The organism is Rhodococcus sp. BH4, from assembly GCF_002079265.1.
In the GTDB taxonomy this organism is placed as follows: domain Bacteria; phylum Actinomycetota; class Actinomycetes; order Mycobacteriales; family Mycobacteriaceae; genus Rhodococcus_F; species Rhodococcus_F qingshengii.
This window is the reverse complement of record NZ_CP014941.1, coordinates 2,116,242-2,141,395: the sequence shown is the minus strand read 5'-3', so window position 1 is coordinate 2,141,395 and position 25,154 is coordinate 2,116,242. Positions and strand designations below refer to the sequence as shown.

General features: G+C 61.1%; 27 protein-coding genes and 1 riboswitch. Of the genes, 10 read left to right on the top strand and 17 right to left on the bottom strand.

Going from position 1 to position 25,154, the window contains the following annotated elements:
- Positions 1 to 23 precede the first annotated feature (23 nt).
- Genes A0W34_RS09910 through A0W34_RS09895 form a run of 4 tightly spaced genes read right to left on the bottom strand, consistent with a single transcriptional unit; the run spans position 24 to position 3,635 of the window.
- Positions 24 to 794 carry a (2Fe-2S)-binding protein gene (locus tag A0W34_RS09910; RefSeq protein ID WP_081557630.1) on the bottom strand — a complete coding sequence of 257 codons (771 nt, stop codon included), beginning with the start codon at positions 792 to 794 and terminating at the stop codon, positions 24 to 26.
- Complete coding sequence (locus A0W34_RS09905) at positions 791 to 1,606, bottom strand: ABC transporter ATP-binding protein (RefSeq protein WP_372452363.1); 816 nt, start codon at positions 1,604 to 1,606, stop codon at positions 791 to 793. The genes A0W34_RS09910 and A0W34_RS09905 overlap by 4 nt, the downstream gene beginning before the upstream one ends.
- Entirely contained in the window at positions 1,603 to 2,643 is a 1,041-nt protein-coding gene (locus A0W34_RS09900) for a FecCD family ABC transporter permease (RefSeq protein WP_065455169.1), read from the bottom strand. Before A0W34_RS09900 ends, A0W34_RS09905 begins: the two co-directional genes overlap by 4 nt.
- Positions 2,640 to 3,635, bottom strand: coding sequence for an ABC transporter substrate-binding protein (locus A0W34_RS09895; RefSeq protein WP_030535103.1), 996 nt, complete (start codon positions 3,633 to 3,635; stop codon positions 2,640 to 2,642). The genes A0W34_RS09900 and A0W34_RS09895 overlap by 4 nt, the downstream gene beginning before the upstream one ends.
- Before the next feature lie 116 nt (positions 3,636 to 3,751).
- Positions 3,752 to 3,897: riboswitch (cobalamin riboswitch) on the bottom strand.
- 71 nt (positions 3,898 to 3,968) lie between these two features.
- Here A0W34_RS09895 and A0W34_RS09890 point away from each other — a divergent pair.
- The 5 genes from A0W34_RS09890 to A0W34_RS09875 all read left to right on the top strand — a co-directional run bounded on the left by A0W34_RS09890 (position 3,969) and on the right by A0W34_RS09875 (position 9,569).
- Positions 3,969 to 6,089, top strand: coding sequence for an MMPL family transporter (locus A0W34_RS09890; protein ID WP_081557629.1), 2,121 nt, complete (start codon positions 3,969 to 3,971; stop codon positions 6,087 to 6,089).
- 67 nt (positions 6,090 to 6,156) lie between these two features.
- Entirely contained in the window at positions 6,157 to 6,624 is a 468-nt protein-coding gene (locus A0W34_RS09885; protein WP_231917264.1) for a hypothetical protein, read from the top strand.
- Positions 6,625 to 6,908: 284 nt separating this feature from the next.
- The gene (locus tag A0W34_RS33645; RefSeq protein WP_003940840.1) at positions 6,909 to 7,031 is read left to right on the top strand and encodes a hypothetical protein; all 123 of its coding nucleotides are present in this window, start codon (positions 6,909 to 6,911) and stop codon (positions 7,029 to 7,031) included.
- 50 nt (positions 7,032 to 7,081) lie between these two features.
- Positions 7,082 to 9,076 (top strand): SDR family oxidoreductase, encoded by a 1,995-nt coding sequence (locus tag A0W34_RS09880; protein WP_081557628.1) that lies wholly within the window; start codon positions 7,082 to 7,084, stop codon positions 9,074 to 9,076.
- 52 nt (positions 9,077 to 9,128) lie between these two features.
- Positions 9,129 to 9,569 carry a hypothetical protein gene (locus tag A0W34_RS09875; protein ID WP_225320329.1) on the top strand — a complete coding sequence of 147 codons (441 nt, stop codon included), beginning with the start codon at positions 9,129 to 9,131 and terminating at the stop codon, positions 9,567 to 9,569.
- A gap of 383 nt (positions 9,570 to 9,952) precedes the next feature.
- Here A0W34_RS09875 and A0W34_RS09865 read toward each other — a convergent pair whose 3' ends face one another.
- Positions 9,953 to 10,942, bottom strand: a complete 990-nt coding sequence (locus A0W34_RS09865) for a threonine ammonia-lyase (RefSeq protein WP_081558779.1) — start codon at positions 10,940 to 10,942, stop codon at positions 9,953 to 9,955.
- Between the two features lie 81 nt (positions 10,943 to 11,023).
- Between A0W34_RS09865 and A0W34_RS09860 the strand changes: the two genes are divergently transcribed.
- On the top strand, positions 11,024 to 11,947 hold the full coding sequence (locus tag A0W34_RS09860; protein WP_081557627.1) for a LysR family transcriptional regulator: 924 nt from the start codon (positions 11,024 to 11,026) through the stop codon (positions 11,945 to 11,947).
- Positions 11,948 to 11,949: 2 nt separating this feature from the next.
- On the opposite strand, the gene A0W34_RS09855 is transcribed toward A0W34_RS09860, so the two are convergent.
- Positions 11,950 to 12,525: a TetR/AcrR family transcriptional regulator gene (locus tag A0W34_RS09855; RefSeq protein ID WP_042449699.1), complete on the bottom strand. Its 576-nt coding sequence runs from the start codon at positions 12,523 to 12,525 to the stop codon at positions 11,950 to 11,952.
- Between the two features lie 76 nt (positions 12,526 to 12,601).
- On the opposite strand from A0W34_RS09855, the gene A0W34_RS09850 reads away from it, so the two are divergent.
- Positions 12,602 to 13,216: an NAD(P)H-dependent oxidoreductase gene (locus A0W34_RS09850; RefSeq protein WP_081557626.1), complete on the top strand. Its 615-nt coding sequence runs from the start codon at positions 12,602 to 12,604 to the stop codon at positions 13,214 to 13,216.
- Positions 13,217 to 13,229: 13 nt separating this feature from the next.
- Here A0W34_RS09850 and A0W34_RS09845 read toward each other — a convergent pair whose 3' ends face one another.
- Positions 13,230 to 13,811 carry a GNAT family N-acetyltransferase gene (locus tag A0W34_RS09845; RefSeq protein ID WP_081557625.1) on the bottom strand — a complete coding sequence of 194 codons (582 nt, stop codon included), beginning with the start codon at positions 13,809 to 13,811 and terminating at the stop codon, positions 13,230 to 13,232.
- Positions 13,812 to 13,887: 76 nt separating this feature from the next.
- Here A0W34_RS09845 and A0W34_RS09840 point away from each other — a divergent pair, with 76 nt between their 5' ends.
- Positions 13,888 to 14,871 (top strand): hypothetical protein, encoded by a 984-nt coding sequence (locus tag A0W34_RS09840; RefSeq protein WP_081557624.1) that lies wholly within the window; start codon positions 13,888 to 13,890, stop codon positions 14,869 to 14,871.
- 54 nt (positions 14,872 to 14,925) lie between these two features.
- On the opposite strand, the gene A0W34_RS09835 is transcribed toward A0W34_RS09840, so the two are convergent.
- From A0W34_RS09835 to A0W34_RS09820, 4 genes are read right to left on the bottom strand one after another with little or no spacing between them, the layout of a single operon-like run.
- Positions 14,926 to 15,816, bottom strand: coding sequence for a sucrase ferredoxin (locus A0W34_RS09835; protein ID WP_081557623.1), 891 nt, complete (start codon positions 15,814 to 15,816; stop codon positions 14,926 to 14,928).
- A gap of 58 nt (positions 15,817 to 15,874) precedes the next feature.
- Positions 15,875 to 16,447: a YdeI/OmpD-associated family protein gene (locus tag A0W34_RS09830; protein WP_064689601.1), complete on the bottom strand. Its 573-nt coding sequence runs from the start codon at positions 16,445 to 16,447 to the stop codon at positions 15,875 to 15,877.
- Positions 16,448 to 16,456: 9 nt separating this feature from the next.
- Positions 16,457 to 16,960, bottom strand: coding sequence for a hypothetical protein (locus A0W34_RS09825; protein ID WP_081558778.1), 504 nt, complete (start codon positions 16,958 to 16,960; stop codon positions 16,457 to 16,459).
- A gap of 8 nt (positions 16,961 to 16,968) precedes the next feature.
- A complete protein-coding gene (locus tag A0W34_RS09820) occupies positions 16,969 to 17,529 on the bottom strand; it encodes a TetR-like C-terminal domain-containing protein (protein ID WP_037129117.1) in 561 nt (186 codons plus the stop codon).
- A 292-nt stretch (positions 17,530 to 17,821) separates the two neighbouring features.
- Here A0W34_RS09820 and A0W34_RS09815 point away from each other — a divergent pair, with 292 nt between their 5' ends.
- Positions 17,822 to 18,667 (top strand): alpha/beta hydrolase, encoded by an 846-nt coding sequence (locus A0W34_RS09815; RefSeq protein ID WP_081557622.1) that lies wholly within the window; start codon positions 17,822 to 17,824, stop codon positions 18,665 to 18,667.
- Here the strand turns inward: A0W34_RS09815 and A0W34_RS09810 are convergent.
- Entirely contained in the window at positions 18,652 to 19,608 is a 957-nt protein-coding gene (locus tag A0W34_RS09810; protein WP_030535113.1) for a GlxA family transcriptional regulator, read from the bottom strand. The genes A0W34_RS09815 and A0W34_RS09810 overlap by 16 nt on opposite strands.
- A 125-nt stretch (positions 19,609 to 19,733) precedes the next feature.
- On the opposite strand from A0W34_RS09810, the gene A0W34_RS09805 reads away from it, so the two are divergent.
- On the top strand, positions 19,734 to 20,372 hold the full coding sequence (locus tag A0W34_RS09805; RefSeq protein ID WP_081557621.1) for an HD domain-containing protein: 639 nt from the start codon (positions 19,734 to 19,736) through the stop codon (positions 20,370 to 20,372).
- Between the two features lie 9 nt (positions 20,373 to 20,381).
- Here the strand turns inward: A0W34_RS09805 and A0W34_RS09800 are convergent, their stop codons facing one another.
- From A0W34_RS09800 to A0W34_RS09780, 5 genes are all read right to left on the bottom strand, one after another.
- The gene (locus A0W34_RS09800) at positions 20,382 to 21,338 is read right to left on the bottom strand and encodes a R2-like ligand-binding oxidase (protein ID WP_003940790.1); all 957 of its coding nucleotides are present in this window, start codon (positions 21,336 to 21,338) and stop codon (positions 20,382 to 20,384) included.
- An 87-nt stretch (positions 21,339 to 21,425) separates the two neighbouring features.
- On the bottom strand, positions 21,426 to 23,063 hold the full coding sequence (locus tag A0W34_RS09795) for a sulfatase-like hydrolase/transferase (protein ID WP_081557620.1): 1,638 nt from the start codon (positions 23,061 to 23,063) through the stop codon (positions 21,426 to 21,428).
- A 45-nt stretch (positions 23,064 to 23,108) separates the two neighbouring features.
- The gene (locus A0W34_RS09790) at positions 23,109 to 23,450 is read right to left on the bottom strand and encodes a DUF6292 family protein (protein WP_007727485.1); all 342 of its coding nucleotides are present in this window, start codon (positions 23,448 to 23,450) and stop codon (positions 23,109 to 23,111) included.
- 67 nt (positions 23,451 to 23,517) lie between these two features.
- Complete coding sequence (locus tag A0W34_RS09785; RefSeq protein ID WP_030535116.1) at positions 23,518 to 24,273, bottom strand: alpha/beta fold hydrolase; 756 nt, start codon at positions 24,271 to 24,273, stop codon at positions 23,518 to 23,520.
- Positions 24,260 to 25,105 (bottom strand): alpha/beta hydrolase, encoded by an 846-nt coding sequence (locus A0W34_RS09780; protein WP_003940874.1) that lies wholly within the window; start codon positions 25,103 to 25,105, stop codon positions 24,260 to 24,262. Before A0W34_RS09780 ends, A0W34_RS09785 begins: the two co-directional genes overlap by 14 nt.
- Between the last annotated feature and the right edge of the window lie 49 nt (positions 25,106 to 25,154).

Here is a 25,154-nt window from a genome sequence, read left to right as displayed (position 1 = left end):
CACCTGAATCCGCCCACCCACAGTCACACCAGAGCGGCCAAGGCGCGCACCCGATCTTCGGGTGCGCGCTTCGGGCAACTGGTGCATTTGCCTTCACCGGGTACCTCGTAGATCAGGCAGCACGACGCCCGCTGCGTGAATCTGCGTCGCCCGAATGCCACCGGCGTCAATGGATTACTTACGCGCACAGCAGATTCTCTGCGATCCACGTCCACGAAACGCGGGACCGGAATGCCCGGGTTCTCACCGCGGAGAACTTCGATCAGACCGGCCGCAAATGCACTTCCGCGCTCCCGCGCATTACCGGCGGCATCGAGGCTGCGATTGGCGATGGAGTCCGTTGTGATCGCCCACAGCGCCTGCTGCCGAACGCCGGACACCTCGGCGAGTACCTCGATCACGGGATTGAGCGAGCGGAACATCGTGTGGCCCAACTCCGCCACACTCCGCGAGATCGGAATGACCGATCCGGCAGCAAAACCGCCCAGATAGCCGTTGTCACGCAAGAAGATCCGCCCACCGTCCAACGATGGATCGGCCGCGAACCCGGTGACCATCCCGGTTCCGATCGGAATGCCGGTCAGCGTCGAGCTGGCCGAGTACCACCACAACGTGCCGTTCACTCGACTGTCCGCACTCCCCCATCGCTCTGCCGTATCGGCGACACGTGCTGCCAACCACTGGGGGTCGGTCATCAACACCGCGGGCACCGTATCCGGATACGCGCTCAGGTTGTCGAAGAACGGCACAGCTACTGCCATACGGGCGTAGATCCCGGCCACCGATTCCGTCATGCCAGCCCCAATATCTCCATCCGCGGACGTACTCCGCGTTCGACTCGCGCCCTGATGCCGAAAACCTCGGCCAACAACGGCTCGTCCAACACCTCGACCGTAGACCCACACGCGCGGAGTTCACCTTCGGTGAGCACGGCAAGGTTGTCGCAGTACTCGACTGCCAACCGTAGATCGTGCATCGTGACCACAACTGCGAGCCCCGCCGACGCAAGTTCGGTAAGCAGTTCCATCACGATCAACTGGTGACGAAGATCGAGATGATTGGTCGGCTCGTCCAACAACAGAACCTTGGGCTCCTGAGCCAATGCGCGAGCTATCGAGACACGTTGCCGCTCACCACCCGACAGGGTCGATACGTCTCGTCCGGCAAGCTCGACCAAACCGACCTGCTCGATGCACCGGTCCACGATGGTGGTATCGCGCTCCGTGCTTCGGTCCAACCAGCTGCGGTGCGGAGTTCGTCCGAGCGCGATCGATTCACGAACCGAAAGTCCTGCCGAGACAGTGGGTTCTTGAACACTTGCCGAGACAGTTCGGGCGATGTCCTTACGCGAGAGCGTCGTCGAGTCGACTTGATCGATCAGAACTGCGCCACCTGTCGGCGTCAAAGCGTTGTAGCAGCAGCGCAGCGCCGTCGTCTTGCCACTGCCGTTCGGCCCGACCAAGCCCAATATTTCACCGGACTTGACTGCGAAAGTGATGCCGCGCAACACTTCGCGATTTCCGAGCCGCGCCCGGGTCTCGACGAGTTCGAGCAGGGGCGCAGTTTCGGAGTCTTTCGGGAGTGTCACTGTTCTGGCCTGTGTCACTGTTCGAGCCTCCGATACTGCCGGTAGAGCATCCAGACGAAGATCGGTGCACCCACGAGGGCCGTGATCACTCCGACCGGAACTTCAGTGGATTGTGCCACCGAGCGCGCAGCGGTATCCGCGGCAACCATCGCGACGGCGCCCAGCAGGGCTGCAGCAGGGAGCAGTCGAATTGCTCTGGTGCCGACGATGAAGCCGGCCAGATGCGGGATCAGCAGACCGATGAAACCGATTCCACCGGCAACGCTGACTGCTGCGCCCGCCAGTACGGAGACCGCGAGCAAGGACAACACACGGAACCGTCGGACGTTCATACCGAGTGCAGCAGCCCCGTCGTCACCGGTCTGCAAAACGTCCATCCATCGCGAACTGAACAGAAGGGCTGTGCCGACGACGGCCAGTGTGATCGTCGGGAAGATCAGCGTCGACCATCGTGCATCACCGAATCCGCCGGCGAGCCAATGCATAACTCCAGTGATGTGACGCTCGTCTGCAATCACCAAGAGACAAAAAGTGATCAATGCCGAAAATATCTGTCCGAGCGCAACACCCACAAGAATGATTGCAGTCGGCTGCGGATATCTACCACCAATCAGCAACGCGAGGAACAACGGAATCATCGCTCCGATGAACGCGGCAACAGGAATCGTGAATACGCCGAGCATTCCGGCTCCGATCCCCAGAACCGTAACCAAAACCACCATGAATCCTGCGCCCGACGAGACTCCGAGCAGATACGGATCGGCAAGCGGATTACGGGTGACAGCTTGAGCAACTGCACCTGCCATGGCCAACGAAGCACCCACTACCGCGGCAGTGAGTGCACGTGGCAGGCGGGAGTCGATCACGATCGACTCCCGCGCCGCGGTCCACCACGTCTCGAAAGTCCCTGGCGCCAAACGGGCTCCGACTATCGCCCAGACGTCACCGACGGGAATGCGGACCGACCCGAAAGACACCGCCAGCCCCATGACCACGGCAAGCGCAACACACAGGACTGCAAGCAAAGCGGTATAGCTGGAACGAGATCTGGTCACTGTGCCGGAACTACGCCCGGATGCAGACCCGCCGCGATGGTCTGGGCCGAGCGCACCAGACGAGGGCTCTCGAAGAAGTCGTCGAGAGGAATGACCACGAATCGATTCTGTTGGACGGCGGGAGTGGTGGCCATGACGGGATGTGACTTCAGGAAATCGATCTTCGCTTGGGCGTTCTCAGATCCGTAGTCCAGAACGACGATCGCCTGGGGCGCACGCTCACCCACGACCTCCCATGTGGTCTTGACGTATGGGCGCTCGCCCTCGGAGTAGATGTTCGTCGCTCCCGCGTAGCCGGCGACGAGCTGACCGACACCCACTCCGCCGATCGTCGTCGGAACGTCCTTGCCGCCGTCATAGAAGAATGTCGGCACCGGCGGTGCATCTCCGACTGCCGCCTTCACCGCATCGAGCCCTTGCGTTACCTGATCGGTGACCTCGGCTGCTTCACCTTCGACGCCGAGGATTCTCCCCAACTGCTCGTAGTCGTTTTCCAGCATCGAGATGTCGGGGAATCCCTGGCCGCAGTACTCGGAGAACAGGAACGTGTTGATTCCGCGTTCGGCGAACAGGTCCCGCGAACGGCCTTCCTTCTCTTGAAAGGCGCTGCTCATACCTCCGACGACAAAATCGGGATCGAGATCGAGAATCTGCTCGGTGGTCGGGTATTCCTTGGCGAGGTTGGTGATCTTCGCGAACTGCTCGGCGGTCTCGGGGGTTGGTGTGCTGTCGCCGTATCCCATCCCGACGATCCGGTCACCGACGCCCATCTCGATGAGTACTTCGGTGACGTGATCGTTCATGGTGATGATCCGCTGGGGTGGCGAATCGAATGTTACTTCTCGATCGCAGTTCGTGATGGAAACCGGCTGCGTAAAGGATTCGGTGGTTGAAGAACCACCAGCCGCTTCGCCTTTGGAACAACCTGCCGAAACCAAGGCGACCGCGATGAGAACAGCGGCGGCGCGGGACGGGGAGAACTGAAGTGACACGGGGACCTCGTAAGGGCTCTGAGCCACGAATGAGAATCCGACAGACAACTCCGCCCGCACGCTGATCCTCGGCCAGAGCTCCTGCTGGACTTCCTTTTCGTAGACCACGACGAATGGATGTCGCACACCGCGCGGCGGGTAATCGGGCTTGCCGACACTCGGTGACTACCGAGAATCGACCTACCGTTGCGGGTCAGCGCCGGATTCGGACCGGCTTCCCCCACACGCGTGGCTTGCAAGTGCTTCGAGCAGTATGCATGACGTTTCCGATTCAAGACCAAACGCCCACTACAGTCGATCTGGCCAGACGCCCCCACACACCGGAGTTGATACATGACACGCTGGGCCCAAACCGTCGTCGCCCGGAAATGGTGGGTACTGAGCCTCGCGGTTCTGATAGTTCTCATCAGTGGGGTGTGGGGACTCGGAGTGTTCGGCAAGCTCAGCCAGGGCGGCTTCATCGATCCGGGCAGCGACTCCGCGAAGGTCGCCGACATCATCGAAGACAATCTCGGACCGCAGACCCCGGACATCATCGCGATCTACTCGCCCACGGACGGCAAGACTCTGGACGACATCGGGCCGGCAGTGACAGCCGCCGTCGACCAGTTCAAAACCGAAGTGCCGACCGCTTCGGTGAAATCGTATTGGGGAACAGACGCCGCAGCGAAGGCCAGCCTGCTCTCGAACGACGGATCCATGGCGGCCGTCGCGATCACGTTGGCACCGGACTCGGGCATCACGCCGGCCACTTTCGCCGATCTCTTGCCGAAGCTCGAAGTCGAAGGTGCCGAGGCACAATTCGCGGGTAACACCGTCGTCGGCGTCGCATTCAACACCAAGCTCGAGAAGGACCTGGTGGTCGCCGAAGCCATCGCCATTCCGATCACTCTGGTGCTGTTGGTCTTCATCTTCGGCGGCATCGTCGCTGCTGCCGTGCCCGTGTTCGTGGGTGTACTCAGTGTCCTGAGCGCTTTGGCCGTTCTGCGAATCCTCACGCTGATCACCGATGTGTCCTCGTTCTCGATCAACGTCGCTTCTCTTCTCGGGTTGGGACTGGCCATCGACTACGGACTGTTCGTGGTCGGTCGGTTCCGTGAAGAACTGAATTCGGGCTCGGACCCGGGAGCGGCTGCTCAGCGGACAGTTCTGACGGCGGGTCGCACCGTCATGTTCTCGGGTCTACTGCTGATCTGTGCGTTCAGCGGCATGCTCGTATTCCCCCAGGCCGTCATCCGGTCTCTGGGCTTCGGCGCGATCGCCGCAGTATTGAGCGCGGCCGTCCTGTCGCTGACCGCTGTGCCTGCGCTGCTTGCCATTCTGGGGCATCGCATCAACGCCCTGACGTGGCGCAAGGATGCGGCGCAACGCGGCGAGGAACGCTCGCGCAAGTTCTGGGGCCGCGTCGTCACGTGGGTGATGAAGCGTCCGGTCGCAGTCTCGGTGACGATCGTGGCCGTGCTGCTCGTGATGGCCTCGCCGCTGCTCGGCGCCCGGCTGGGAGAACTCTCGTACACCGCACTACCGGACAACGACCCCGCTCGCGTTGCAATGGACACGTTGGTCAACGACTTCCCGCAAACCGGAAACGGCGCAACGATGATCCTTCAGGCCGAGGACGGGAACACTCTCACCCCGGCCGAAGGTGCAGCGATCGCCGAGTCCGCCGGTCAAGTCGAGGGCATCGGTCAGGTGACCGTCGTCGCGAGCACCAATCAACTCGTCGCGGTTCAGGCTCTCTACAGCGAGGGCTCTACACCCCAATCACAGAGCGCCGCAGTGACAGATCTGCGTGCGATCTCCGCTCCCGACGGAACGGTGCTGCTTGTCGGCGGCGGTCAAGCCATGGTCGACGACGGCAACAACGCCGTCCTGCACTGGCTACCGGTGATGATCCTCATCATGGTCGGATCCACCCTGATCCTGTTGTTCCTCGCGTTCGGTTCGGTGGTGCTGCCGATCAAGGCGGTGCTGATGGCAGCCCTGAGTCTCGCGACCACCTTCGGTGTCCTCACCTTCGTCTTCCAGGACGGACACGGCGTCGAACTCCTCGGGGTCAGTCAAACTCCGCTGGAGGCGACGTTTGTCGTGCTCATCCTGGCGGTGGTCTTCGGATTGTCCACGGACTACGAGGTTTTCCTGATGTCACGGATGGTCGAGGCCAAGAACGCGGGAGCGACGACAGAGGAAGCGGTCAAGTTCGGAACCGAGCGCACCGGCCGCATCGTGACGGCTGCCGCCTTACTCCTGATAGTGGTGACGGGGGCCTTCGCAATGTCAGGGCTGTCAGTGATGAAGTTCCTGGGCGTCGGCATGATCGTCGCGCTGATCGTCGACGCGACCATCATCCGCATGTTGCTCGTGCCCTCGCTCGTGAAGTTGATGGGCGAAGCGAACTGGTGGGCTCCTGTGTGGATGAAAAAGGTTCACGCGAAGGTCGGCATCGGCCACTGATCGCGACTGGATCATGTCGCTGAAGAGTGCCTGGGATCCTGCGGAGAGCCGTGTTTGACTAGGGGTCGTGGATGACTTACCTGAGAGTGTTGTGGTCGGCTCAGCAGTGTTTTCGCGTGTCGACTCGGACGATTCGTTGGCGTGCTGGACATCGATCATCGATGTCCAGGGGGTCGGTGACTCCAGGCCGGTGAGTCTGGTTATCGAGCCGGCCACCGTGCCGGAGTCTGCGGTGTGTGCGCTCGCTGCGACCGTGATGGCCCGGTTCGGTGAGTTTGCCGAAGTCGCCGCCGATTACCTGCGTCAACAGCTGCGTGGGCCACAGTTCGGCCTCCGCCACTCCGAACTCGTGGAGTTGGACGCCACGGAGTCACTGTTCGGCGAACCTGAGGCGGTGATCTGGGCTGACGGAACCTGGCTGCTGCGGTTCGCTGAGTCAAGGCTCGAGATGGCCGATCCTTTCGGGATCGGTGTTCTGTTCGAAGGAACGACCCCGTATGCGGTCGAGGACTTGTCGGGCGCTGAACCGGCCTAGGGTTTGCCGGCCTGGCCACTCCATCGCCTCGACGATGGTGCGCCGGTCTACTGGCGGACGGCGCATGGCCTTCACACCCTCGGAACAACGGCCGCCCACATCTCATCCGAAATCAGGTCACGCGACGCAAGGACGAGCGCGCACCCCACTGCGCCCGAAACTCTTCAGCAACAGACCTAGTGGATTTCCCTGATCGGGCAGTCGTCCTCGAGGATGACTGCCCGATCGTCTAAATCGCTCCGCAGGGCGATGTTCTCCGAAGCTGATTTCGTCAGACTTGGAGCATGACAATTTTCGAATGGATCCTTGCAATCCCCGCTCTTGCGCTTGCCGTCGCGTTCTTGTTCTCCGGAATCATCTCCGCGGGCATCGACTTCGACGCCGAGGACGGGGTCATGACGCATTGATGTTCGTTTCCCTCTAGCCGCTGATCTTACTTTGGAGTAAGTTACCGACTATGGCCACATACATCGTCACTGGCGGTACCGGATTTCTCGGACGAGCTGCACTGCCACTCCTGCTCGAGCGTGATCAAACTGCTCAGATCCATGTGCTGGTCAGAGCCGGTTCTGTCGCCAAACTCGAAGAACAGGTGTCGGCAATTCCCGGCGGCGATCGCGTGCATCCGCTCATTGGAGATCTGACCGAGCCTGGGCTGGGCATCGATTCTCCCCCACCTGCCGACCACGTCCTTCACCTCGGCGCGATCTACGACATCACGGCCGGAGACGAGCAGGCTTCGACGAATGTCGACGGCACACGCTCCGTGGTCGAACTTGCTGCGAAACTGGGAGCCACCCTTCATCACGTGTCATCGGTCGCAGTCGCAGGCGACTATCCGGGCACGTTCAGCGAGACCGATTTCGATTGCGGCCAAGGCTTTCCGACGCCCTACCACCGAACCAAGTTCGAGGCCGAGAAGCTCGTTCGAGAACGAGAAGGCCTCACCTGGCGTGTTTATCGGCCGTCTGCCGTGGTCGGCAACTCCGTCACCGGGGAGATGGACAAGATCGACGGTCCGTACTACTTGTTTCCAGGACTGGCGCTACTCGCGAAACTACCTGCAGCACTCCCCGTCCCGATCCCCAACCTCGGCGCAACCAATGTGGTGCCCGTCGATTACGTAGCCGCCGCCCTCGTCGAATTGATGCACGCGCCCGGCCACGACGGCGAAGCATTCCATCTCGTGAATCCGAAACCTCAACCGGTACGCGAAATCTATGCCGGACTCGCCAAGGCCGCCGGAGCGCCCCGGCCCGCACTCAGCCTGCCGGGCGTGATCGCCAAACCCTTTGTCTCGCCATTGCCGATGGATTCGGCAGAATCGGCGCGGAAGGCCTTCCTCGATCGCATCGGCATGCCTGCAGCATTACTCGACAACATGACGATGGCGCCGAAATTCACCTCCGCGAGAACCGTTGCCGCCCTGGCCGGATCAGGACTGGCGGTCCCCGAGTTCGGGTCGTACTCCACTGTGTTGTGGAAGTACTGGCGCGCAAACCTCGATCCCAATCGCGCACGACGTAACAGTCCCGAAGGACCACTCGTCGGTCGGATCGTTCTGATCACCGGAGGCTCTTCCGGAATCGGCAAGGCATCGGCCATTGCCGCTGCTCAGAAGGGCGCCACCGTTCTCCTGATCGCACGCCGCACCGACGAACTCGATGCCGCAGTACAGGAGATTCGATCAGCCGGAGGCAAGGCGTTCGGTTACCCCTGCGACATCACCGACGACGAGTCGGTCCAGCACACGATCAAAAGCATTCTGACAGAACACGATCACGTAGACATGTTGGTAAACAACGCCGGCCGATCCATCCGGCGCGGCATTTACCACTCCACTGATCGTTTCCACGACTACGAACGAACGATGGCCGTGAACTACTTCGGCGCTGTGCGATTGGTGCTCGCCTTGTTACCGACCATGCGTTCTCGCCGCTTCGGCCACATCGTGAACATCAGCAGCGCGGGAGTCCAGGCGGCAACGCCTAGATTCTCGGCCTACGTGGCGAGCAAGGCCGCCCTCGACGGTTTCTCGGACGTAGCCGCCTCTGAAACCCTGGCGGACGGAATCACTTTCACGACCATCCACATGCCTCTGGTCGAAACACCGATGATCGCTCCGACCGGCGAATACAACAACGGCCCGATCACCAGCCCGGAAAAGGCTGCGGCAATGGTGATCCGCGCGCTGATCGACCGCCCCAAACGCATCGACGTACCACTGGGAACCCTGGGTGATCTGGGAACCCTGTTCGCACCGCACACCAAGGACCGAATTCTCAACCAGATGTACCAGGCCTTCCCCGATTCTCCGGCGGCAAAGGGTCAGGTAGACAAGGAAACTCCGGCAGACGCTCCGGCAACACCGACGCGACAGCACCACTCGCGCTCGCGCATCCGCAAACTCGGCCGTCGTGCCGCCCGACTCGTGCCCGGTACGCACTGGTGACCGGTGGTGTGACTTCGCCTCGGAGCGTTTCGGCCAGCGGAACGAGTCTGCAATGCTAGTCATCAGAATCTATCCAGACCATGGTCATCCCAGTTCGCTGTGGCCGTCGAAGGAATTGATTGTCATCCCGCCGCAACGGTTCCCGCAGGCATACGTTCTCCCGAGCCAAATGGGGATCGACGACGAACTCGGAGAGAAGATACTGGCGTGGACTGATCGCTTCCAAAAGTTCTTTGTGACCGAGATCGACGGCTTCGCGATACGACCGCGGTGGAATCCAGGGATCAACGTTTTCGACTGGTACGACGAGGGCTATCAGATCGTGGGCAAACTTCGGGCACAGTTTCCGGACGTGCACGTCAAGCCTGAATTTGCCCAGTACGTCTTTTCGGTCAACGAGCGTCGGGAAAGCATGGGGCTTGTGCCGGTCAGCCTTCCGAACGAACCCAAGGCCGGGCATATGAGCATCACTGAACTCCTGCACCCCAAGTGAGTTTCAGAGCCATGGCGATGAATGCGATCGATACTGCGGCAGTGATCGAGTTTTCCCATCCGAGGGCGAAGTAAACTGCGGAAGAATCGAAATCCACTGCCTTGCAAGAGGCTACGGGAAACGGGATCCAAGCCCATCCTGCTTCTTCGAGCAATCCGCTTCCATGCGAACTTGATCTACAAAGCTCCGATGCGGACGCTGGGAACCCCCAACGTGAGGTCACTCCGAAACTTGCGATCAATCCAATGACCCCGACTACCAGCATGAGTGCGGGAACATTGCGAGTGATAGGTGACTTGTCTCGGGGTGAAGTCATTGGAACACCGTACTTCGGCTTTCCGTCAGTTCGCTGACACTGCACATTGTTCCGAGTACGAGATGAATTAGCCGACGAACCTGCGGATCTCACTCTCGGAGGCATTGGCGCCCGTGCAGACAACAGCAACGCGCTTGCCAGCGAAGGTGTTCGGATGCGCATAGACCGCAGCAAGTGCGGCCGCACCGGCGCCTTCGCTCAAAGTGTGAGCGTCGTAGAGCAACGCCCGCTGCGCGAGGGTGATGTCGTCGTCCGTGACGAGCAGGAATCCCCCGAGGCGTTCACGCAAGACACGTTGAGTGAGTGCGAACCCGGCACCGGTCGCAAGCCCTTCGACACGGGTGGTGTTCGGGCGCTCGACGCACGTGCCGGAACACCACGAGTCATGTGCGGCTCGTGCGGCCTCAGACTGCACTGCGAACACCTCGAGGTGCGGTGCAAGCGCACTGGCGACGAGACACGCCGCTGCCGCACCGCTGCCGCCACCGACTGGGACCACCACCGCGTCCAGATCAGGTTGTTGTTCGAGGAGTTCGACGTAGGCCGTTGCAACACCGGCGAGGATTGCCGGCTCATTGGCGGCGCTCACGAGACGCAGGCCGTCACGTTCGCTGATGAAATCGGCATGAGCACGTGCCTCGTCGAAGTTCACACCGTGCTCGATGAGCTCGGCTCCGAGCATGCGGACAGCGTGAGCCTTGACTGGATTCGCCCCAACCGGCATGACGATCACACACCGCACGCCCGCACCCGCCGCGGCATACGCCAAGGATTGAGCATGGTTTCCGGTCGAGTAGCCGACAATCCCCCGCGCCCGCGTCGCCTCATCCAGTCCTGCCACCAGGTTCAGTCCGCCGCGAACCTTGAACGCACCCGTGGGGTGCACGTTCTCGTGTTTGACGAACAATTGGCTGCACGAGCCCGCACCCAAGGTCGGGTGCGATATCAGGGGCGTGACCGGTAGATGCCGACAGACGACCTGACTGGCACGCTCGATGTCTGCCCATACGGGTGGATGTAGCTGGTTTGATGCCGTGAGATCAGATGCCGGTGCCATGTGATTCACCCTGCCAAACACCGATTCATAGATCCAATACGTGTTTTCGTCCAAAGCATCGAAATCTTCTATAATTTTGGCATGCTCGATCTAATTCGGCTGAGGGTCCTGGTCGCTGTTGCACGGGAAGGATCGGTGACAGCCGCCGCCGATTCTCTCGGTTACGCGCAGCCCTCCATCAGTCACCACCTTCGACAGCTCGAATCGGAAGTCGGGGTTCCACTGTTCCAGAGAGCGGGTCGTGGACTGCGCCTGACGGACGCCGGCGCAGTGCTGGTTCGGCGAGCCACCGAGATCCTCGGCCACCTCGACGCAGCGGTAGCCGAAGTCCAGACGTACGCAGGACTGAGGGCCGGGCGGGTACGACTGGCCGCATTCCCGTCAGCCCTGGCGAGTTTGATTCCGCAGGCGATGGCAGCGTTCACGTCCCAGTACCCCGATGTGTCCATCAGCCTCGTTGATGCAGAACCACCCAAAGCACTTGCACTGCTTCGTAACAACGATGTCGACGTAGCTGTTGTCTTCGCGCACGAGGACACCCCTGAAGTCGGGCTCAAGCAGGTCGCGCAGACGACTTTGCTGGAAGATCCGTTGTACCTGATCACATCTACGCGGAATGCAGATGCCGCCAACGAGATCACGGACTACGCCGGTGAGACCTGGATTGCCGGTTGCCCGAGCTGCCGAGCCCACCTCCTCACCGCTTGCAATCGAGCTGGATTCATTCCGCGGATCGAGTTCGAGACCGACGACTACGTCGCCGTCCAAGCCCTGGTCGCCTCCGGAAGCGGGGTAAGCACCCTTCCGGCCCTCGCCCTCCAGGCACATCAGAACCCGAGTATCCGCGCACACCGCATTCCCGGCGAGCGACGCACTGTCTCCGTCGCAACCTACGGCAAACCTCCACTTGCTCCCGCGATCGACGCGTTCGTCAGAACTCTGACAGCGATATCCGAATCCATGCGTGAGCGCGTCGAATTGGATGGGCACCAAGATAACCGGTGACCTCAGGTCCGGCCGACCACCGCGACTATCAGTGCGGCAAGTTCGCTTCGAGCATCGTCGGGCGAGAGCGCTCCCGCTACCGCCGCATGCGAGAGTGCCTCTGCAGCACCGAATATTGCGGTCATCGAAGGTTGCGCAAGTCCTCCGCCCGCACCAAAGGGAGTCAGCACCTCCCGACATCGTTCGGAATAGGCGTGTTCCGATTCACGCTTGACCCGCTCCAGCTCGGGCGAACCCTCCAGCGCTGCAAGCACACCCGTCAGTTCACGCCCCTGCGCCAGCGAACATCCGACGTAGGAGTCGGCGATGGCATTCGCGCGTCCGTTCAGAGACTCATCCGCGGCATCGAGATACTCCTCGAGCATCACCGTCTGACGATCGTCGAATTCCTTGAAGAGCGCTGCCAACAACGCGGCGCGAGAGGCGAAATGGCTGTATACAACTGGCTTTGCAACGCCGGCACGTTCAGCCAACCGACCAAGGGTCAGCGCGTCCGCACCCTCCTCTCGCACCAATGCCCACGACACCTCCACGAGTTGTTCGTACCTGCCGGCTCGCGACAGTCTCGTACGTGCCATCGGACACCTCCTTGCGCTATATACCAATAGTAACCTACTCTTAGTACATAAGCGCACCATCTACCGAAGGACGCTCATGACCACACTCGTCGTAGTCTCCCACCCCGATCCCCAGTCACTTACCCAGCATGTCGCCCGTTCTACCGCCGACGCGATCCGCGACCTGGGCGGCGACGTCGACTTCGCGGACCTACATGCCGAGAATTTCGATCCCCGATTTGCCGAAGCCGATGTGAACCTGTTCCGCGGCAAAGGGACTCCCCCGGCCGACGTTGTAGCCGAGCAGGACCGAATCGATCGTGCAGACGATCTGATTCTCGTGTTTCCGATGTACTGGTGGTCGATGCCCGCACTACTCAAAGGTTGGATCGATCGAGTCTTCGTCAGCGGATGGGCGTACGAATTCACCCCGGGAAGCGAATTCGTGAAGAAACTGGACCGACTCACCGTCCACCTGATTCCAGTCGCAGGTGACGACGCCGAGAGTTTCGACCGACACGGCGTGTACGAGGCCTTCCGGACACAGATCGAACGCGGAATCATCGAATATTGCGGTGCCACACTGGGATCGACAACCTTCGTTCACGAGTCGGACACGAAGAGCCGAGACGTCCTCGCCGCAGAAATCCACGACCTCAGCGAAAGCATCGCGTCCCGTGTCGCCTACCCTGCGACCGTGACTTCCCGTTGACGGTCAAATACGGTCAACTGACGCTTGACCGGCCCGTGGCCGCCCAGTAGCGAAGCGTGTCTCCAGCATGGCCGAGGTTGCGCGACAACTGATCAGCTGGGCGCACGCTATCGAGAAGTCCCCCACACCCTTCGATAACATTACGCGAACCCGCGTTCGTTTCGTCGCAGGTAATCAGGACGCGACTGAGCCCCACCGGGTCGCCGGCATACGTGAGCACTTCCCCCAGAGCAGCCGACGCTATCCCTTTCCGGCGTTCCGACGGCCTGACCCCATAGCCGATATGACCACCGACATCGGCCAAGAACTCATTCAAGCTGTGCCGCAACTGGATAGCACCGAGATACCTGCCGTCTCGAACGATCCACCAGTTGGTTGCCGGGACAATGTCGGGCCCCGGCAACGCCTCAGGCTGCGCCAACAACTCCTGCACCCAGTGCCCGAACCCATCGCGGGATGCAAGGTCGAGATCCAGACGTTGCGCAACTCCCAACGCCGAACCGGGCTGATCCGCCTGCGGTCCACCCCACTCGTCACGCGACTCCAACCAGGACACCCACAAGGCCTCGTCAGGCGCAACCAAATCGACTGTCATAGCAGCGATGCTACGTCGCACCCGCAATGGTCGAGACTTCGCCTCAATCCATCGCAAAAGCACATAGTGTCGATGTATGAGTGGACGATTCACAGCTGGGGTCTTTATCGTCGTCGTCAGTGTCGTCGCCGTTGCGTTGGTTTGGACCGGCGTTCGAGACTATGAATCTTTCACTCCACCGGTCGCGACGGCGGTCGATCGGGCAGACTGCCTCGCCCCTGATATCACCGCCGCGCTCGTAGCCCCCGAGGCACGCGACAGCAGCATCGCACTTCGCCCCGAGGGAAGTGGTTACCCGCCTCCTGATTTCAGCCCCGTTGCCGTTGTTCGATGCGAACGCGGAGAAACGTCCGACGGTGGGTTGACCATCGACTCCATACGCCTCGAGGGGGACATCCACGCGGTGGACGATGCATTCCGCGAACAGTCTCGTCGATTTCCTGCCAACGTCCGGGCCGACTGCGCGTACCGTCTCGTCCCGCCAGCCGGTTTGTGGCTGGTAGACGAAGCAGGAGCAGCCATACGCCCTACCTGGCCGACCGCGCCCTGCGGACTGCAAGAGAAACCACACGCAGCCCTGAGCCAACTACATGAGATCAGCCGCGCGCAGCATCCGGTCGACGGCATCTCCTCCGATGACGCCGGAACCTGCGCGGAGTCGATCGGACAACCGTTCGCGACGACCAGTGAAGCTGACATGAGTCGCATGGCAGAACACGAAGACACTCACGCGCGCCCACTGACGGAAACAGCTTTGGCTACACCGATTTCCGACGTCGGCAGACTACTGGTGTGCCGCTATTCCACCGAACCGCCGCTGCCCGAGTCCCGAATCCGCTTGTCACGCCAGCAGAGTACTGATCTGATGGAGGTTGCATCCACCGCGCCACCTGCAGGCCCATGCGATCTCGTCGCCCATCACATCGCTTCGATCGACGTACTTCGTCCCGACGGATCGGGCGGCACGCGGATGGCAGTCGAACTCGACGGATGCCAACGCGTAAACCTCCTCGGACAACGTCAATTACCGCCCGCAGTCATTGCGCTCCTGTTGCAGTAGCGATGACCCACACCCGAGTTCATCGAGACTGATCGTAGAAAACCGACGATGAAATCACAGGTCTCGAATCGACGTGACGACAACTGGCCTGACCGGCTTGGGCGCCGCGCCGCAACTCGGTGGACGTGGCGCGAGTTCGGAGAGTGCCGTCTCCACCGCCCATCGCCGGCCGTCCACATGTGCGACGACGCATGTCCCGTCACTCGCCTGCTCGATGACAGCCAAGTCGTCGATTCCGCAGGTTATTTGCTGTCGCACAGCAATTTCCGAAGCCTGCCCCGCAGGAGACCAACAACTCCGTCCACGCAGGCCTGGCAAATGGACCTGATCTCGGGAAGCCACCTCCACGGCCGTGACACTCTCACTTGCCGACAGACGGCCGTACGTATTGCCGCTCGGCAACAGGATCATCGACGGCGCGAATCGGTGCCCGCCGGTATGCGAACACTCCCACACCTGGGGGCCGAAGGACGACATCAGCGCTGCGGCGATCGGCCTGCCGAATACAGCGCAGCACTGGTCGCGCTTGCCGTGCGCGCAGACCAATACGACTGGCTCGGTCACTTGCTCGCCCAGTCCTGGTGGCGGCCCATCCAACAGGGAGAAATCGACGTCGTGTAAGTCCATCGGCGAATCGATGTGCAACCTTTCACACCATGAGTCGCTCGGATCGGAGCGCGCAAGCAGGACGGTGTGTCCATCAGTCATCGGATCGGTACGCCCGGGTCGCCGAACGAACATGATTCGTACGTTCGCTGCATCGGCTCGGCGGCTCAGCTCGGCGGCAAGCTCCTCTCCCAAGGCCGTACCGTCCAACACGTCACGACCCCACGCGGCGTTGAATTCGAGGCATACCCAGCCCTGCACGACGGCAGCGCTGCCTGCCAGCGGCTCATCGACAGCAGACAGTGCGGAACAGGTTTCGGCTTCGATCACGAGGCCCATTGTGTCAGCCTCGCTGGGTGTCGATTCGCAAGTCCCTGTGGCCCAGTGACGCGGCAGCTCAATAGAACTTCTTGCCCTCCGCAAGCTGGTTCACGAACTTCTCGATCCGCCTGGCTCGCGTCTCCGGACGCTTTGCCTCCTGCAGTCGGTACGCGATGGTGAATCGGTTGGTGGAATTGAGCGTCGCGTAGAACTCACGAGCCTTCGGGTTTTCCGCGAGCGCATCGAGAAAGTCTTTCGGTACCTCGGCCTTGGCTGATCCCTCGTACGCGCGATCCCATCGACCGTCGGCCTTGGCCTTCTCGATCTCGGCGATGCCGGAAGGCTCGAGAAGTCCCGCAGCGTCGAGGCGGGCGACTATCTCGACGTTGCGTTTGGACCACGGACTCCGCGCGGTGCGTCGCGAAAACTTCTGTACGAAGAAATCGTCGTCGATTCGCCGTGCGAGGCTGTCGATCCAGCCGAAGCACAGGGCAACGTCCAACGCTTGGTCGTAGTCGATCGAACTGTGCGACGAGGTCTTCTTGGCCATTTTCAGCCAAAGGCCGGGGACCAACTCGTGGTTCTCGGACAGCCATCGACGGAACTCTGCTCCGTCAGCGAAGTATTCGGTGCCGAGTTCGACTGCCATCAGTGCTCCTCATTTTCGCGATACCCATACTCTGACAAAACCCTGCGACAAATATCCGAGAGTTCCGAGTGCGAGCACCCATTTGGCAATACTGACGGTCGAAGCGGCGCGAACCCTCGAGTCGGTGATCCTGTCGCGATGATCAAGGAAATGGAGTCCGACCACGTTCTCGACGTAGTCGCCGGCCGCCGACAGTACGGGCACTACGGCAAGGGCGCGCCGAGTTGCCGGGGAAAGGGGAACCCGCTCCCCGAGCCTCGTGCCCGCTGACAGCAAAGCCATCGCGTAGATCGTGGGATGTACGAAGTCGGGGTAGTAGTGACTACGAAATCGTGCCGTGGCCTCGTCATCCATGGAGTCCAAGATCTCGACGTACCGGCGAGCGGAGAACGCCGTCTGCACTTCCAATACTTTGGGAGCCACCGGCCCGAGTAGGCGAGCAATATTCGCTTGTGAGACAACAAAAGCGGTGGTCCACAGTGCCATCGCCTTCGCAGATCCAGTTGGTGCCATGTCGTCGATCATTTCACTCTTGAATCGACGCCGACGACAAGTGCAACCAGTTTGTCGATATCGATACGAGGCTCTGTGCTCTGGGAAATCGCGGCCAGACGGATCGGCGAAGCTATTGCCGCGAGAACGGTGTCTGGATCAGTACTGTCCGGGACCTCGCCGCGCTCGATTCCGCGGTTGATCATGACTGCTGCCGCATCGAATCGGGTCCGCCAGAACTGTGCGCGCGCAGCCAGGACTTCCGCGTCATCAGTAGGCATCACACCCGTGCGGGCCAGTGCCAATCCGGTGTCTGTCGCGAGCCAATCTTGCAGACGTCGAGCAAAAGTTCGAAGATCACCGACGAGTGTTCCGGTGTCGGGTATCGACAAACCTGCATCGGTGAACTCTCGGAGTGCATCGACGACCAGCAAGTCGACCGTCGCCCATCGACGGTAGATCGACGTTGGATGAACGTCGGCTTCGACCGCTATCGCGGCGATCGTCACCGACTGCGGTCCCAGTTCAGCGACCTTCCGCACAGTCGCTTCGATCACGGCCGTTCGGACCGCTCGACCCCTTTGCTTCATAGCCTCATTGTGCCAATCGCGACACCCAGACATATCGCAACTACTACTTGCGATATGTTCGATACTCGAACAGTTTTCTTCACCAATGAGGTGGCAATTGACATGGTTGTGTTCTTCGAAGTGCTTTTTGTTCTCGCGTCGGTCGCGATGGCATGGTTTGCCATGTACGTCATTTACCGCCTGATCACGGACGACCGACAATGACGTCTGCCTTGGATCGGATCGCCGGTGAATGAGGTTGTAAAAAGCGGGCATTCCGTATCGATCATCGGTCCGATAGCGGGGAGCGCGCATGTCGCCCAAGTCCAACCCGACTGTTCTGTTCATCCACGGACTTTGGATGCACCCGACCACGTGGGACCCCTGGGCGCAGGTTTTCAGCGCGCAGGGGTACTCCACAATGGCGCCGGGATGGCCAGGGGACGCGTCGACCGTGGGTGAGACGCGTGAACACCCGGAAGACATCGCGGGACACGGCATCGAGGACGTGACGGATCACTACGCCAAGGTGATAGCCGATCTCGACGAACCACCGATCGTGGTGGGGCATTCGTTCGGAGGTTTGATCGCGCAGAAACTTCTCGGCCAGAAGCTGGCGACCGCGGCAATTGCCATCGACCCGGCTCAGCCCAAAGGGGTGTTGAAACTTCCCCTCGTTCAACTGGGCAGTGTTTTCCCGGTCCTGTCCAACCCCGGGAACTACCGGAAGGCGTACTCACACAACAGAGAGTCGTTCCACAAATCCTTTGCCAGCGCCGTGTCCAAGGACGAGTCCGACGCCTTGTTCGAGCAGTATGCGATTCCCGCCCCTGGTCGGCCCTTGTTCGAGGCAGCACTCGCCAACTTCGCGCCCCACAGCCCCGCTGCAGTAGATTTCAACGCCCGCCGCGGGCCACTCCTGATGATCGGCGGCAGCAAGGATCGCACAGTCCCGAAAGCCAGTTCGGACAGCTCGTTCAAGAAGTACGCCAAGGCCCCGACGATCAACGAATACAAGGTCTTCGGCGATCGAGGTCACTCGCTGACCATCGACCACGGCTGGCGTGAGATCGCGGACTACAGCCTTGCCTGGCTCGACAAGCAGGGCATGAGCCCGCCGCAAGGCAAGCACGAAAGTCAGTCTCAGCCGAAGGCTTGAAAACGACGGCGGTACACCTGCGGCGAGATTCCGAGATGCGTCGAAAATGCTCGTCGTAGGGATTCCGAACTGCCGAATCCCGCCAATTGCGCGGCTTCGGTCACCGAGTGGCCGGCATCGAGGAGCGCTTTCGCGGAGTCGAAACGGATCAACTCGACGTATTTGGCCGGCGTCGTACCGAGTTCTTCCCGAAAGAGCCTCGTCAGATGCCGTGGGCTCAGGTGCGCCAGGGCAGCCAGTTCGTCGACCGAGTACTCCCCCGCCGGATCGGCGGCCACCGCCTCGACCACTGCGCGAAGCGCGGGCACCCGGGGCCGCGGCCCGCTCAACGACGGCGAGAACTGTGACTGCCCACCTGGACGTTGGAGAAATACCACCAGAAGCTGTGCGACACGTCGGGCCATTTCTGCACCATGATCTCGCTCGAGCAATGCGAGCGCGAGGTCGATCCCGGCGGTCACACCCGCAGACGAGAACACCGTGCCGTCCTGGATGAAAATGGCGTCGGGAACTACCGTGATCTGCGGATAGGCGCGCGCCAGCGTTGCCGTGTGTTGCCAATGCGTCGTTGCGCGGCGTCCATCGAGCAGTCCACTCGCCGCCAGGATGAATGTCCCGGTACAGATCGAGGCAACCCGACCCGAACGTCCCGCAAGATCGCTCGCTGCCTCACGCAATTCCGGACTCACCGGCATCGACGGGAACACGTCGCCACCCATGACCAGCAACGTGTCGAAGGAACCGGAATCTGCGACGTCACAGTCGACCGGAATGCGCATGCCGGTCGACGAGTCGACATCGTGTCCACCCACCGAGCAGATCACCAACTCGTAGTTCGCTCCGCCGCGATTGGCCTCTGCGAACACCTCGCTCGGACCTGCGACGTCGAGCAGTTTGACGCCGTCGAACACCAGGACGGCAACTCGATGCACTGCGGTCACGATCGCTCCCCTTCGTCCTGATCTGTGGACAGTATGGCCGAGATCAGGGTGCGCCCGCGTGCGTGCTCGACCGACACTGGGACAGACCGAGAAATTCGCAGCAGCGACGAGCAGAGCAGGTACCGATGAACACGATCATTGCCGGTGTGAAAATCCCCGATTCGAAGATGGCTGCCGACGCCACCGAACTCGTCCGAGATACGGCGTCCGAGTTACTGTTTCACCACTCGCGACGCGTCTTCCTCTTCGGATCGCTGCAAGGCGCGCGTTTGGGACTGCACGCCGACCCCGAATTGCTCTACGTCGGCGCCATGTTTCACGACCTGGGGCTCACCGAGAAATTCCGGGACAGTACGGCGCGATTCGAATTGGACAGCGCGGACGAAGCGCGGCGATTCCTCACCGGCTACGAAGTCGACGAAACCGACATCCGCAAAGTGTGGGAAGGCATCGCTCTACATACGACGCCCGAGGTCCCCTCGCGGCTGGAGCCCGAAATCGCCTTGGTGACAGCGGGTGTGGAGACCGATGTACTCGGAATCGGATACAGCGAACTCGACCAGGCCGACATCGACGCCGTCACCGCGGCCCACCCCCGTCCGGATTTCAAGAATCAGATCTTGAAGGCCTTCACCGACGGCTTCAAGCACCGTCCCGAAAGTACGTTCGGGACGGTGAACGCTGACGTACTCGAACATTTCGTGCCGGGATTTCGGCACATCGATTTTGTCGAGGTCATCCAGAACTCGGCTTGGCTCCAATAGAATTCGCAGTCATTTGGCCGCCTCACTCATCGCAGCGGCATCTTCTGCCCCGAACTTTTCCTCGAGGGTCTCCGGCGAATAGTCGAGGTCGATCTCGGCGACGTCGCGCCCGCGTGCAGACTCGATCGCCGAAAGTCGGCGCTGCGCACGGTCTGCGGCATACTCGAGGAACTCCTGATTGTCCAAACCGAACGGCTGCACCTCGAATTGATCGTTGACCCAGTTGATCATTCCGAGGGCCATGGGCATGAGTTCACCCATCCGCTGCTGGACGACGTCCCAGTTGTGATCGTCGGCGGCGACGTGCCTTCGGCAGGTGAATGTTCCCCAAGCCATGTGCCGTCGTTCGTCGTCACCGATCTTTCGCACCAATTGCTGCATGCCAGGGAGGATTCCGCGCGTCGCACAGACTTTCTGCCAGGCGTAGTAGCCCGTCAGCGCCAGACTGCCCTCGATGACGTGGTTGTACGTGACGCTGGCACGCACCTGGTTGACCGGGCTGGGGTCTGTCTCGAGAATGCGTAGCGACGACGGCAACTCCTCGTAGAACAGTTGCCGGTAGTACGGATTGTCAGCGACGTAGGAATGCAGGTCACTGGTCAATCCCACTTCGTCCATCCACAGCCGAAACACCTGGGTGTGCTTGGCTTCCTCGAAACAGAACTGCGTCAAGTACATCTCGTCGCCGAATCGTCCCTCGGTCGACATTGCTTTCATGAACGGTTGAATGTCTTCGGTGACGGCTTCTTCACCGGCGATGAACTGCGCACACAGGAAGGTGGCGCTGCGCTGTTGTTCGCTGGTCAGCTCCTGCCAGTCACGGGCATCCTGCGAAAAATCGAGGTCGGTTGGGTTCCAGAATTTGGCGTTTCCCTTGGTGAACAATCGGAGTGGGAACGAATCCCAGTTCAACCCTCCCGACCGAAGAGAACTGAAACCTTCTCGCCCCGGCGAGGTGACAGTCATGACATTCCTTCTTCCCGAACCGAAGACAGATGCCCCACCAGCATGCCCGCAGAACTGAAACGTGAATCAGTTTTGACGAAATTCGATCTATTCCTTCAGGGAAACACCCTTGGTCTCCATCACTGCGAAGAGCTTGGCGTTCATCTGAGCTGCCAGATCCGGCCGATACGAACCGATGTTGAGCGGATTGGCGAGATTGTTCAGTTCCAAGGGGTCGGCTTGTAAGTCGTACAGTTCGTATTGCGGCGCAGCAACTCCCGCAGGATCGAAGTACATCGTGTACTTCCAGCGGCTCTCGCGTATGCACCGAATGTGGTTGGGCTGCGTGACGATGTTCTGACCGTCGGGCGTCGCACAGTTCTGATCGTCGTAGGTGAACAGAATCGTGTCCTGAACCTGCGTGCTGGGACTTTGCGGATAAGCGGCAGCGTCGACGATGACCGGTGTCAGATCGGTACCCAGGAAGTTCCACGATTGACGCGCAGGCGCTTGGGCGAGCGTGGCGAGAGTGGGCACCACGTCGATCAACGACGCCAGGGCGTCGGTGCGAACGGGTTCGGGAAACAGCAAGGGGTTGCTGATGACCAGTGGAACGCGCAGTGTTTCCTCGTAGGCGTTGAACACTTTCTGCCGCAAACCTCCGTGGCTCATCCCCATCTCCCCGTGATCGGACATCCGAACGATCACCGTGTCGTCGAGCATCTGTGGAGTGGCTTCGATCGCGTCGAGCACGCTGCCGATGTGTTCGTCGACCACCTTGTGCATATAGGCGTAGAAGTTGATGTAGTTACGCGCCTGATCGGGTCCGAGCAGCGGCCCGAGCCCGGCTGCCAACAGCAGTTCCGACTGAACCTGGGCTGTCGGTTTGTGATTGAGCGCCAGGATCTCGTCGAAGGTGGGCGGCAAGTCGATACCCTGCTCGAAGGCGCCTGGCGCGTCCGATCCGTAGTTGTCGCACGTGCCGTTCATCGCGTTCCACGTCTGGGGGTACGCGAGGACATCGTGCGGGTTCACGAACGAGACGATCAGCGCCCAAGGCTGTCCGGATGCGACTGCGGGTCCGGAGAGAAACTCGACAGCTTCCTCGGCGACACGGCGATCATGGTCTGCGCACCCGCCACCGAAATGATCCGGATTGGTGTCCTGGCCCGCGTCCGGCGGAATCCACCCCTCGAAGCCGAATCCTGCCACGTCCTCGCTTGTCGGATCACCACCCTCGACGCCTTTGCTCAGATGCCATTTCCCCCGGTACTGGACGTTGTAGCCGGCCGACGCCAGCAGCTTTGCCATGTTCTGTTCGGAGACCTGCAACTGTGGCTCGGTGGGTGAGACAGTGCCACCTTCGGTGAGCGTTCTGGTGACCCCGTGCTGCGCGGGGTAGAGGCCGGTGAAGAACGTACTGCGACTGGGCGAGCACATCGCGGTGTTGCACACTGCCTGGTCGAAACTCAGCCCGTGATCGGCAATCCTCTTGCGGTTGGGCAGATTCTGTTCAGCCCAGCCTTGGGGCCAGTACATCGGCCGGCGTTCCTGATCGGTGATGATGACAACGATGTTGGGTTTCTGTGGAAACCGATCGGCGGGTGCTGCTTGTACCGGCACCGCGCTCACCGCGCCGGCCGCGACGTCTGCCACTCCCGCGAGGACAAGGGCACCAACGCCACCGAGGAACGTCCGGCGCGGCAATGAATGACAATGCGGGGCTGGAACGTTCTCTGGGTTCACGGGCGTCGTCCTCTCGGAGGCGTTGTCGCCCCAGAGTTGACCGAATCACTCTTCGCTACACATGCGCGAGCAAACTGCCCGTGCGCTGATCAGTTCGATAACCCGATCCGCACAGCGCAGCGGATCCGGTGTCCGGCCGATACCGAGGGTGTCGACTATCGAAATCGTCCTTCGCACATCAGCCTCCTCGACACCCCACGACCAACCGAAGTCGTGATTCCAGAGCAGAACTGCGTTCTTCCCCGGATGGTGCCTGGCATGAACGGGAAGGACGATCACCGCATCCATGCTCGGCCCCTGCGGCCATCGGACGGTCTCACCGTGAACGGACCGTGCTACCGCGTCGACGTATTCGTGTGCGGACCAGTCGTTGCCGTTGGTATGCATGGAAGTACATTCGGTGCCACACACGTTTCGGATGGGTTCTTGGCATCACCGATCGAGTATTGCGCTTTCAGGAAATGAACGGCAACACAACGGATTCGAATTGGCGATGACCGTCGCGGTGGACACTGTGGCCGGTACGGAAAGAGACCAATTCGCAGCGTGCGACGGTGGCTGCAACAGCGTCGAGGCGAACAGGATCCACCATCCCGCCCAGACCTCCACGCAGGAACAACATGTCAGCCTCGATGAGCGGCAACCGATCCCACCACTGCGGATCCGGTCGGCGGAACTGCTCGAGCGCGGACCGCGTCATCGAGCGATCGAACGTCAACGCGGCTCGCGGATGCCGCACCAAACTTGTTGTGGCGTGCCACAGTTCTGGGACACTCGGCAATTTCCTCGCGAACACCTGTTCCGGGTCACCCGCACGTAGTGGTAACGGCGCTTCCTCGATGACCAACTTCCGCACCGCAGTGGGACGTTTCTGCGCGATCAACGACGCCGCGTGCCCGCCGAGCGAGTGGCCGACCAGATCCACCTGCTCGAGTTCGAGATGATCACACACGTCCATGACGTCGTCCGCGAACTCCTCGAACAGATACGACGACGCACGAGCGCTCCGGCCGTGGCCGCGAAGGTCGACCGAGACAACTCGCCGGTTGCGTGATCGCAAGGTCCGCGCGAACTTGTCCCAGGTACCGCTGTCGCCGCCCATCCCGTGCACGAGGACTACCGGAGGCAGATCGGCCACACTGGGATGCGAGCCGGAATCGCGGTAGCTGATCTGGACCCCGCCGGCACTTCGTACGTTAGCGACACTCACGAGTTCCCAGGATAGACCCGCCCTCACGGATTGCTGACGCGGTCAGCCGAGGCTGCAACTCCCCTGGTCGTGTGACCTCGTCGTAGCGACCGAGTCCGATCCTCGCGATGTTTCGCAGCGACTCGCTTGCATCGGCGAAGTAGCCGCAATGCCCTCGAACGGCACCGGTACCGAAAACAATGGCTCCGTGCTGCGCCCGAACTGGAGACGGGCCGTGCCCGAGGCGGCCGATCTTCACGCGTGGGAAGTAGCGGATCCAGTCCGACGGACCAAGCGCAGCCCAGAGATTTCCGGCAAAGCACAGGTCTTCGCGCGAACTGGTCCCCATCCCCGGACTACCCAGCACCACGCAATCGTCCACTCGCGCCGACGGGAGAGCGAGTCCGCACACCACGGCCCCGTAGCTGTGTCCGACGAGCGTCACATGCGCCGATCGCGGCAGGATACGAGTCAACCGCGCCAGATCTATCGCACCAAGTTCTGCAAGTGTCCGGGAGAACGACTCGAGAAATCCCCACGGCGTCCGATAACCGACCCACACGATCACCGCGACGCGGTCGTTCGGCCCGAGCGTTCGGAGCATCCTTCCCAGCGTCCATCCGCTCGCGCGTGGTCCTGTCGGACGGTTCTCGTCGAAGTAGTTTCCCAGTCCGTTGTCGTTGCCCGGCACGAAGATCATGATGTGCTCGGCGGTGGCGACATCGCCGAACACCTCCACGATCCGGCCTTCGCCGGTCTCGTCGTACGCCAGAAGTTGTGCGTCGCGTAGCTCCATCGGCTCGTAGTGAAGTCGATCGGTTCCGGAAACGTCAGCTCGACCCGCCGTTTTCATGACACTCCTCGCGAAGAGTTGCAACGACGAGAATCATTGCAACAGTGAG

Coding starts and splice junctions, on each gene's coding strand:
- A0W34_RS09890 (WP_081557629.1), top strand. CDS start 3,969: ATGACACGCTGGGCCCAAACCGTCGTCGCCCGGAAATGGTGGGTACTG.
- A0W34_RS09830 (WP_064689601.1), bottom strand. CDS start 16,447: ATGGCAGTCGAACTCGGCACCGAATACTTCGCTGACGGAGCAGAGTTC.
- A0W34_RS09845 (WP_081557625.1), bottom strand. CDS start 13,811: ATGACAGTCGATTTGGTTGCGCCTGACGAGGCCTTGTGGGTGTCCTGG.
- A0W34_RS09865 (WP_081558779.1), bottom strand. CDS start 10,942: ATGGCACCGGCATCTGATCTCACGGCATCAAACCAGCTACATCCACCC.
- A0W34_RS33645 (WP_003940840.1), top strand. CDS start 6,909: ATGACAATTTTCGAATGGATCCTTGCAATCCCCGCTCTTGCGCTTGCC.
- A0W34_RS09800 (WP_003940790.1), bottom strand. CDS start 21,338: ATGACTGTCACCTCGCCGGGGCGAGAAGGTTTCAGTTCTCTTCGGTCG.
- A0W34_RS09875 (WP_225320329.1), top strand. CDS start 9,129: ATGCTAGTCATCAGAATCTATCCAGACCATGGTCATCCCAGTTCGCTG.
- A0W34_RS09835 (WP_081557623.1), bottom strand. CDS start 15,816: ATGGGCCTCGTGATCGAAGCCGAAACCTGTTCCGCACTGTCTGCTGTC.
- A0W34_RS09860 (WP_081557627.1), top strand. CDS start 11,024: ATGCTCGATCTAATTCGGCTGAGGGTCCTGGTCGCTGTTGCACGGGAA.
- A0W34_RS09805 (WP_081557621.1), top strand. CDS start 19,734: ATGAACACGATCATTGCCGGTGTGAAAATCCCCGATTCGAAGATGGCT.
- A0W34_RS09840 (WP_081557624.1), top strand. CDS start 13,888: ATGAGTGGACGATTCACAGCTGGGGTCTTTATCGTCGTCGTCAGTGTC.
- A0W34_RS09910 (WP_081557630.1), bottom strand. CDS start 794: ATGACGGAATCGGTGGCCGGGATCTACGCCCGTATGGCAGTAGCTGTG.
- A0W34_RS09815 (WP_081557622.1), top strand. CDS start 17,822: ATGTCGCCCAAGTCCAACCCGACTGTTCTGTTCATCCACGGACTTTGG.
- A0W34_RS09850 (WP_081557626.1), top strand. CDS start 12,602: ATGACCACACTCGTCGTAGTCTCCCACCCCGATCCCCAGTCACTTACC.
- A0W34_RS09880 (WP_081557628.1), top strand. CDS start 7,082: ATGGCCACATACATCGTCACTGGCGGTACCGGATTTCTCGGACGAGCT.
- A0W34_RS09820 (WP_037129117.1), bottom strand. CDS start 17,529: ATGAAGCAAAGGGGTCGAGCGGTCCGAACGGCCGTGATCGAAGCGACT.
- A0W34_RS09825 (WP_081558778.1), bottom strand. CDS start 16,960: ATGGCACCAACTGGATCTGCGAAGGCGATGGCACTGTGGACCACCGCT.
- A0W34_RS09780 (WP_003940874.1), bottom strand. CDS start 25,105: ATGAAAACGGCGGGTCGAGCTGACGTTTCCGGAACCGATCGACTTCAC.
- A0W34_RS09790 (WP_007727485.1), bottom strand. CDS start 23,450: ATGCATACCAACGGCAACGACTGGTCCGCACACGAATACGTCGACGCG.
- A0W34_RS09855 (WP_042449699.1), bottom strand. CDS start 12,525: ATGGCACGTACGAGACTGTCGCGAGCCGGCAGGTACGAACAACTCGTG.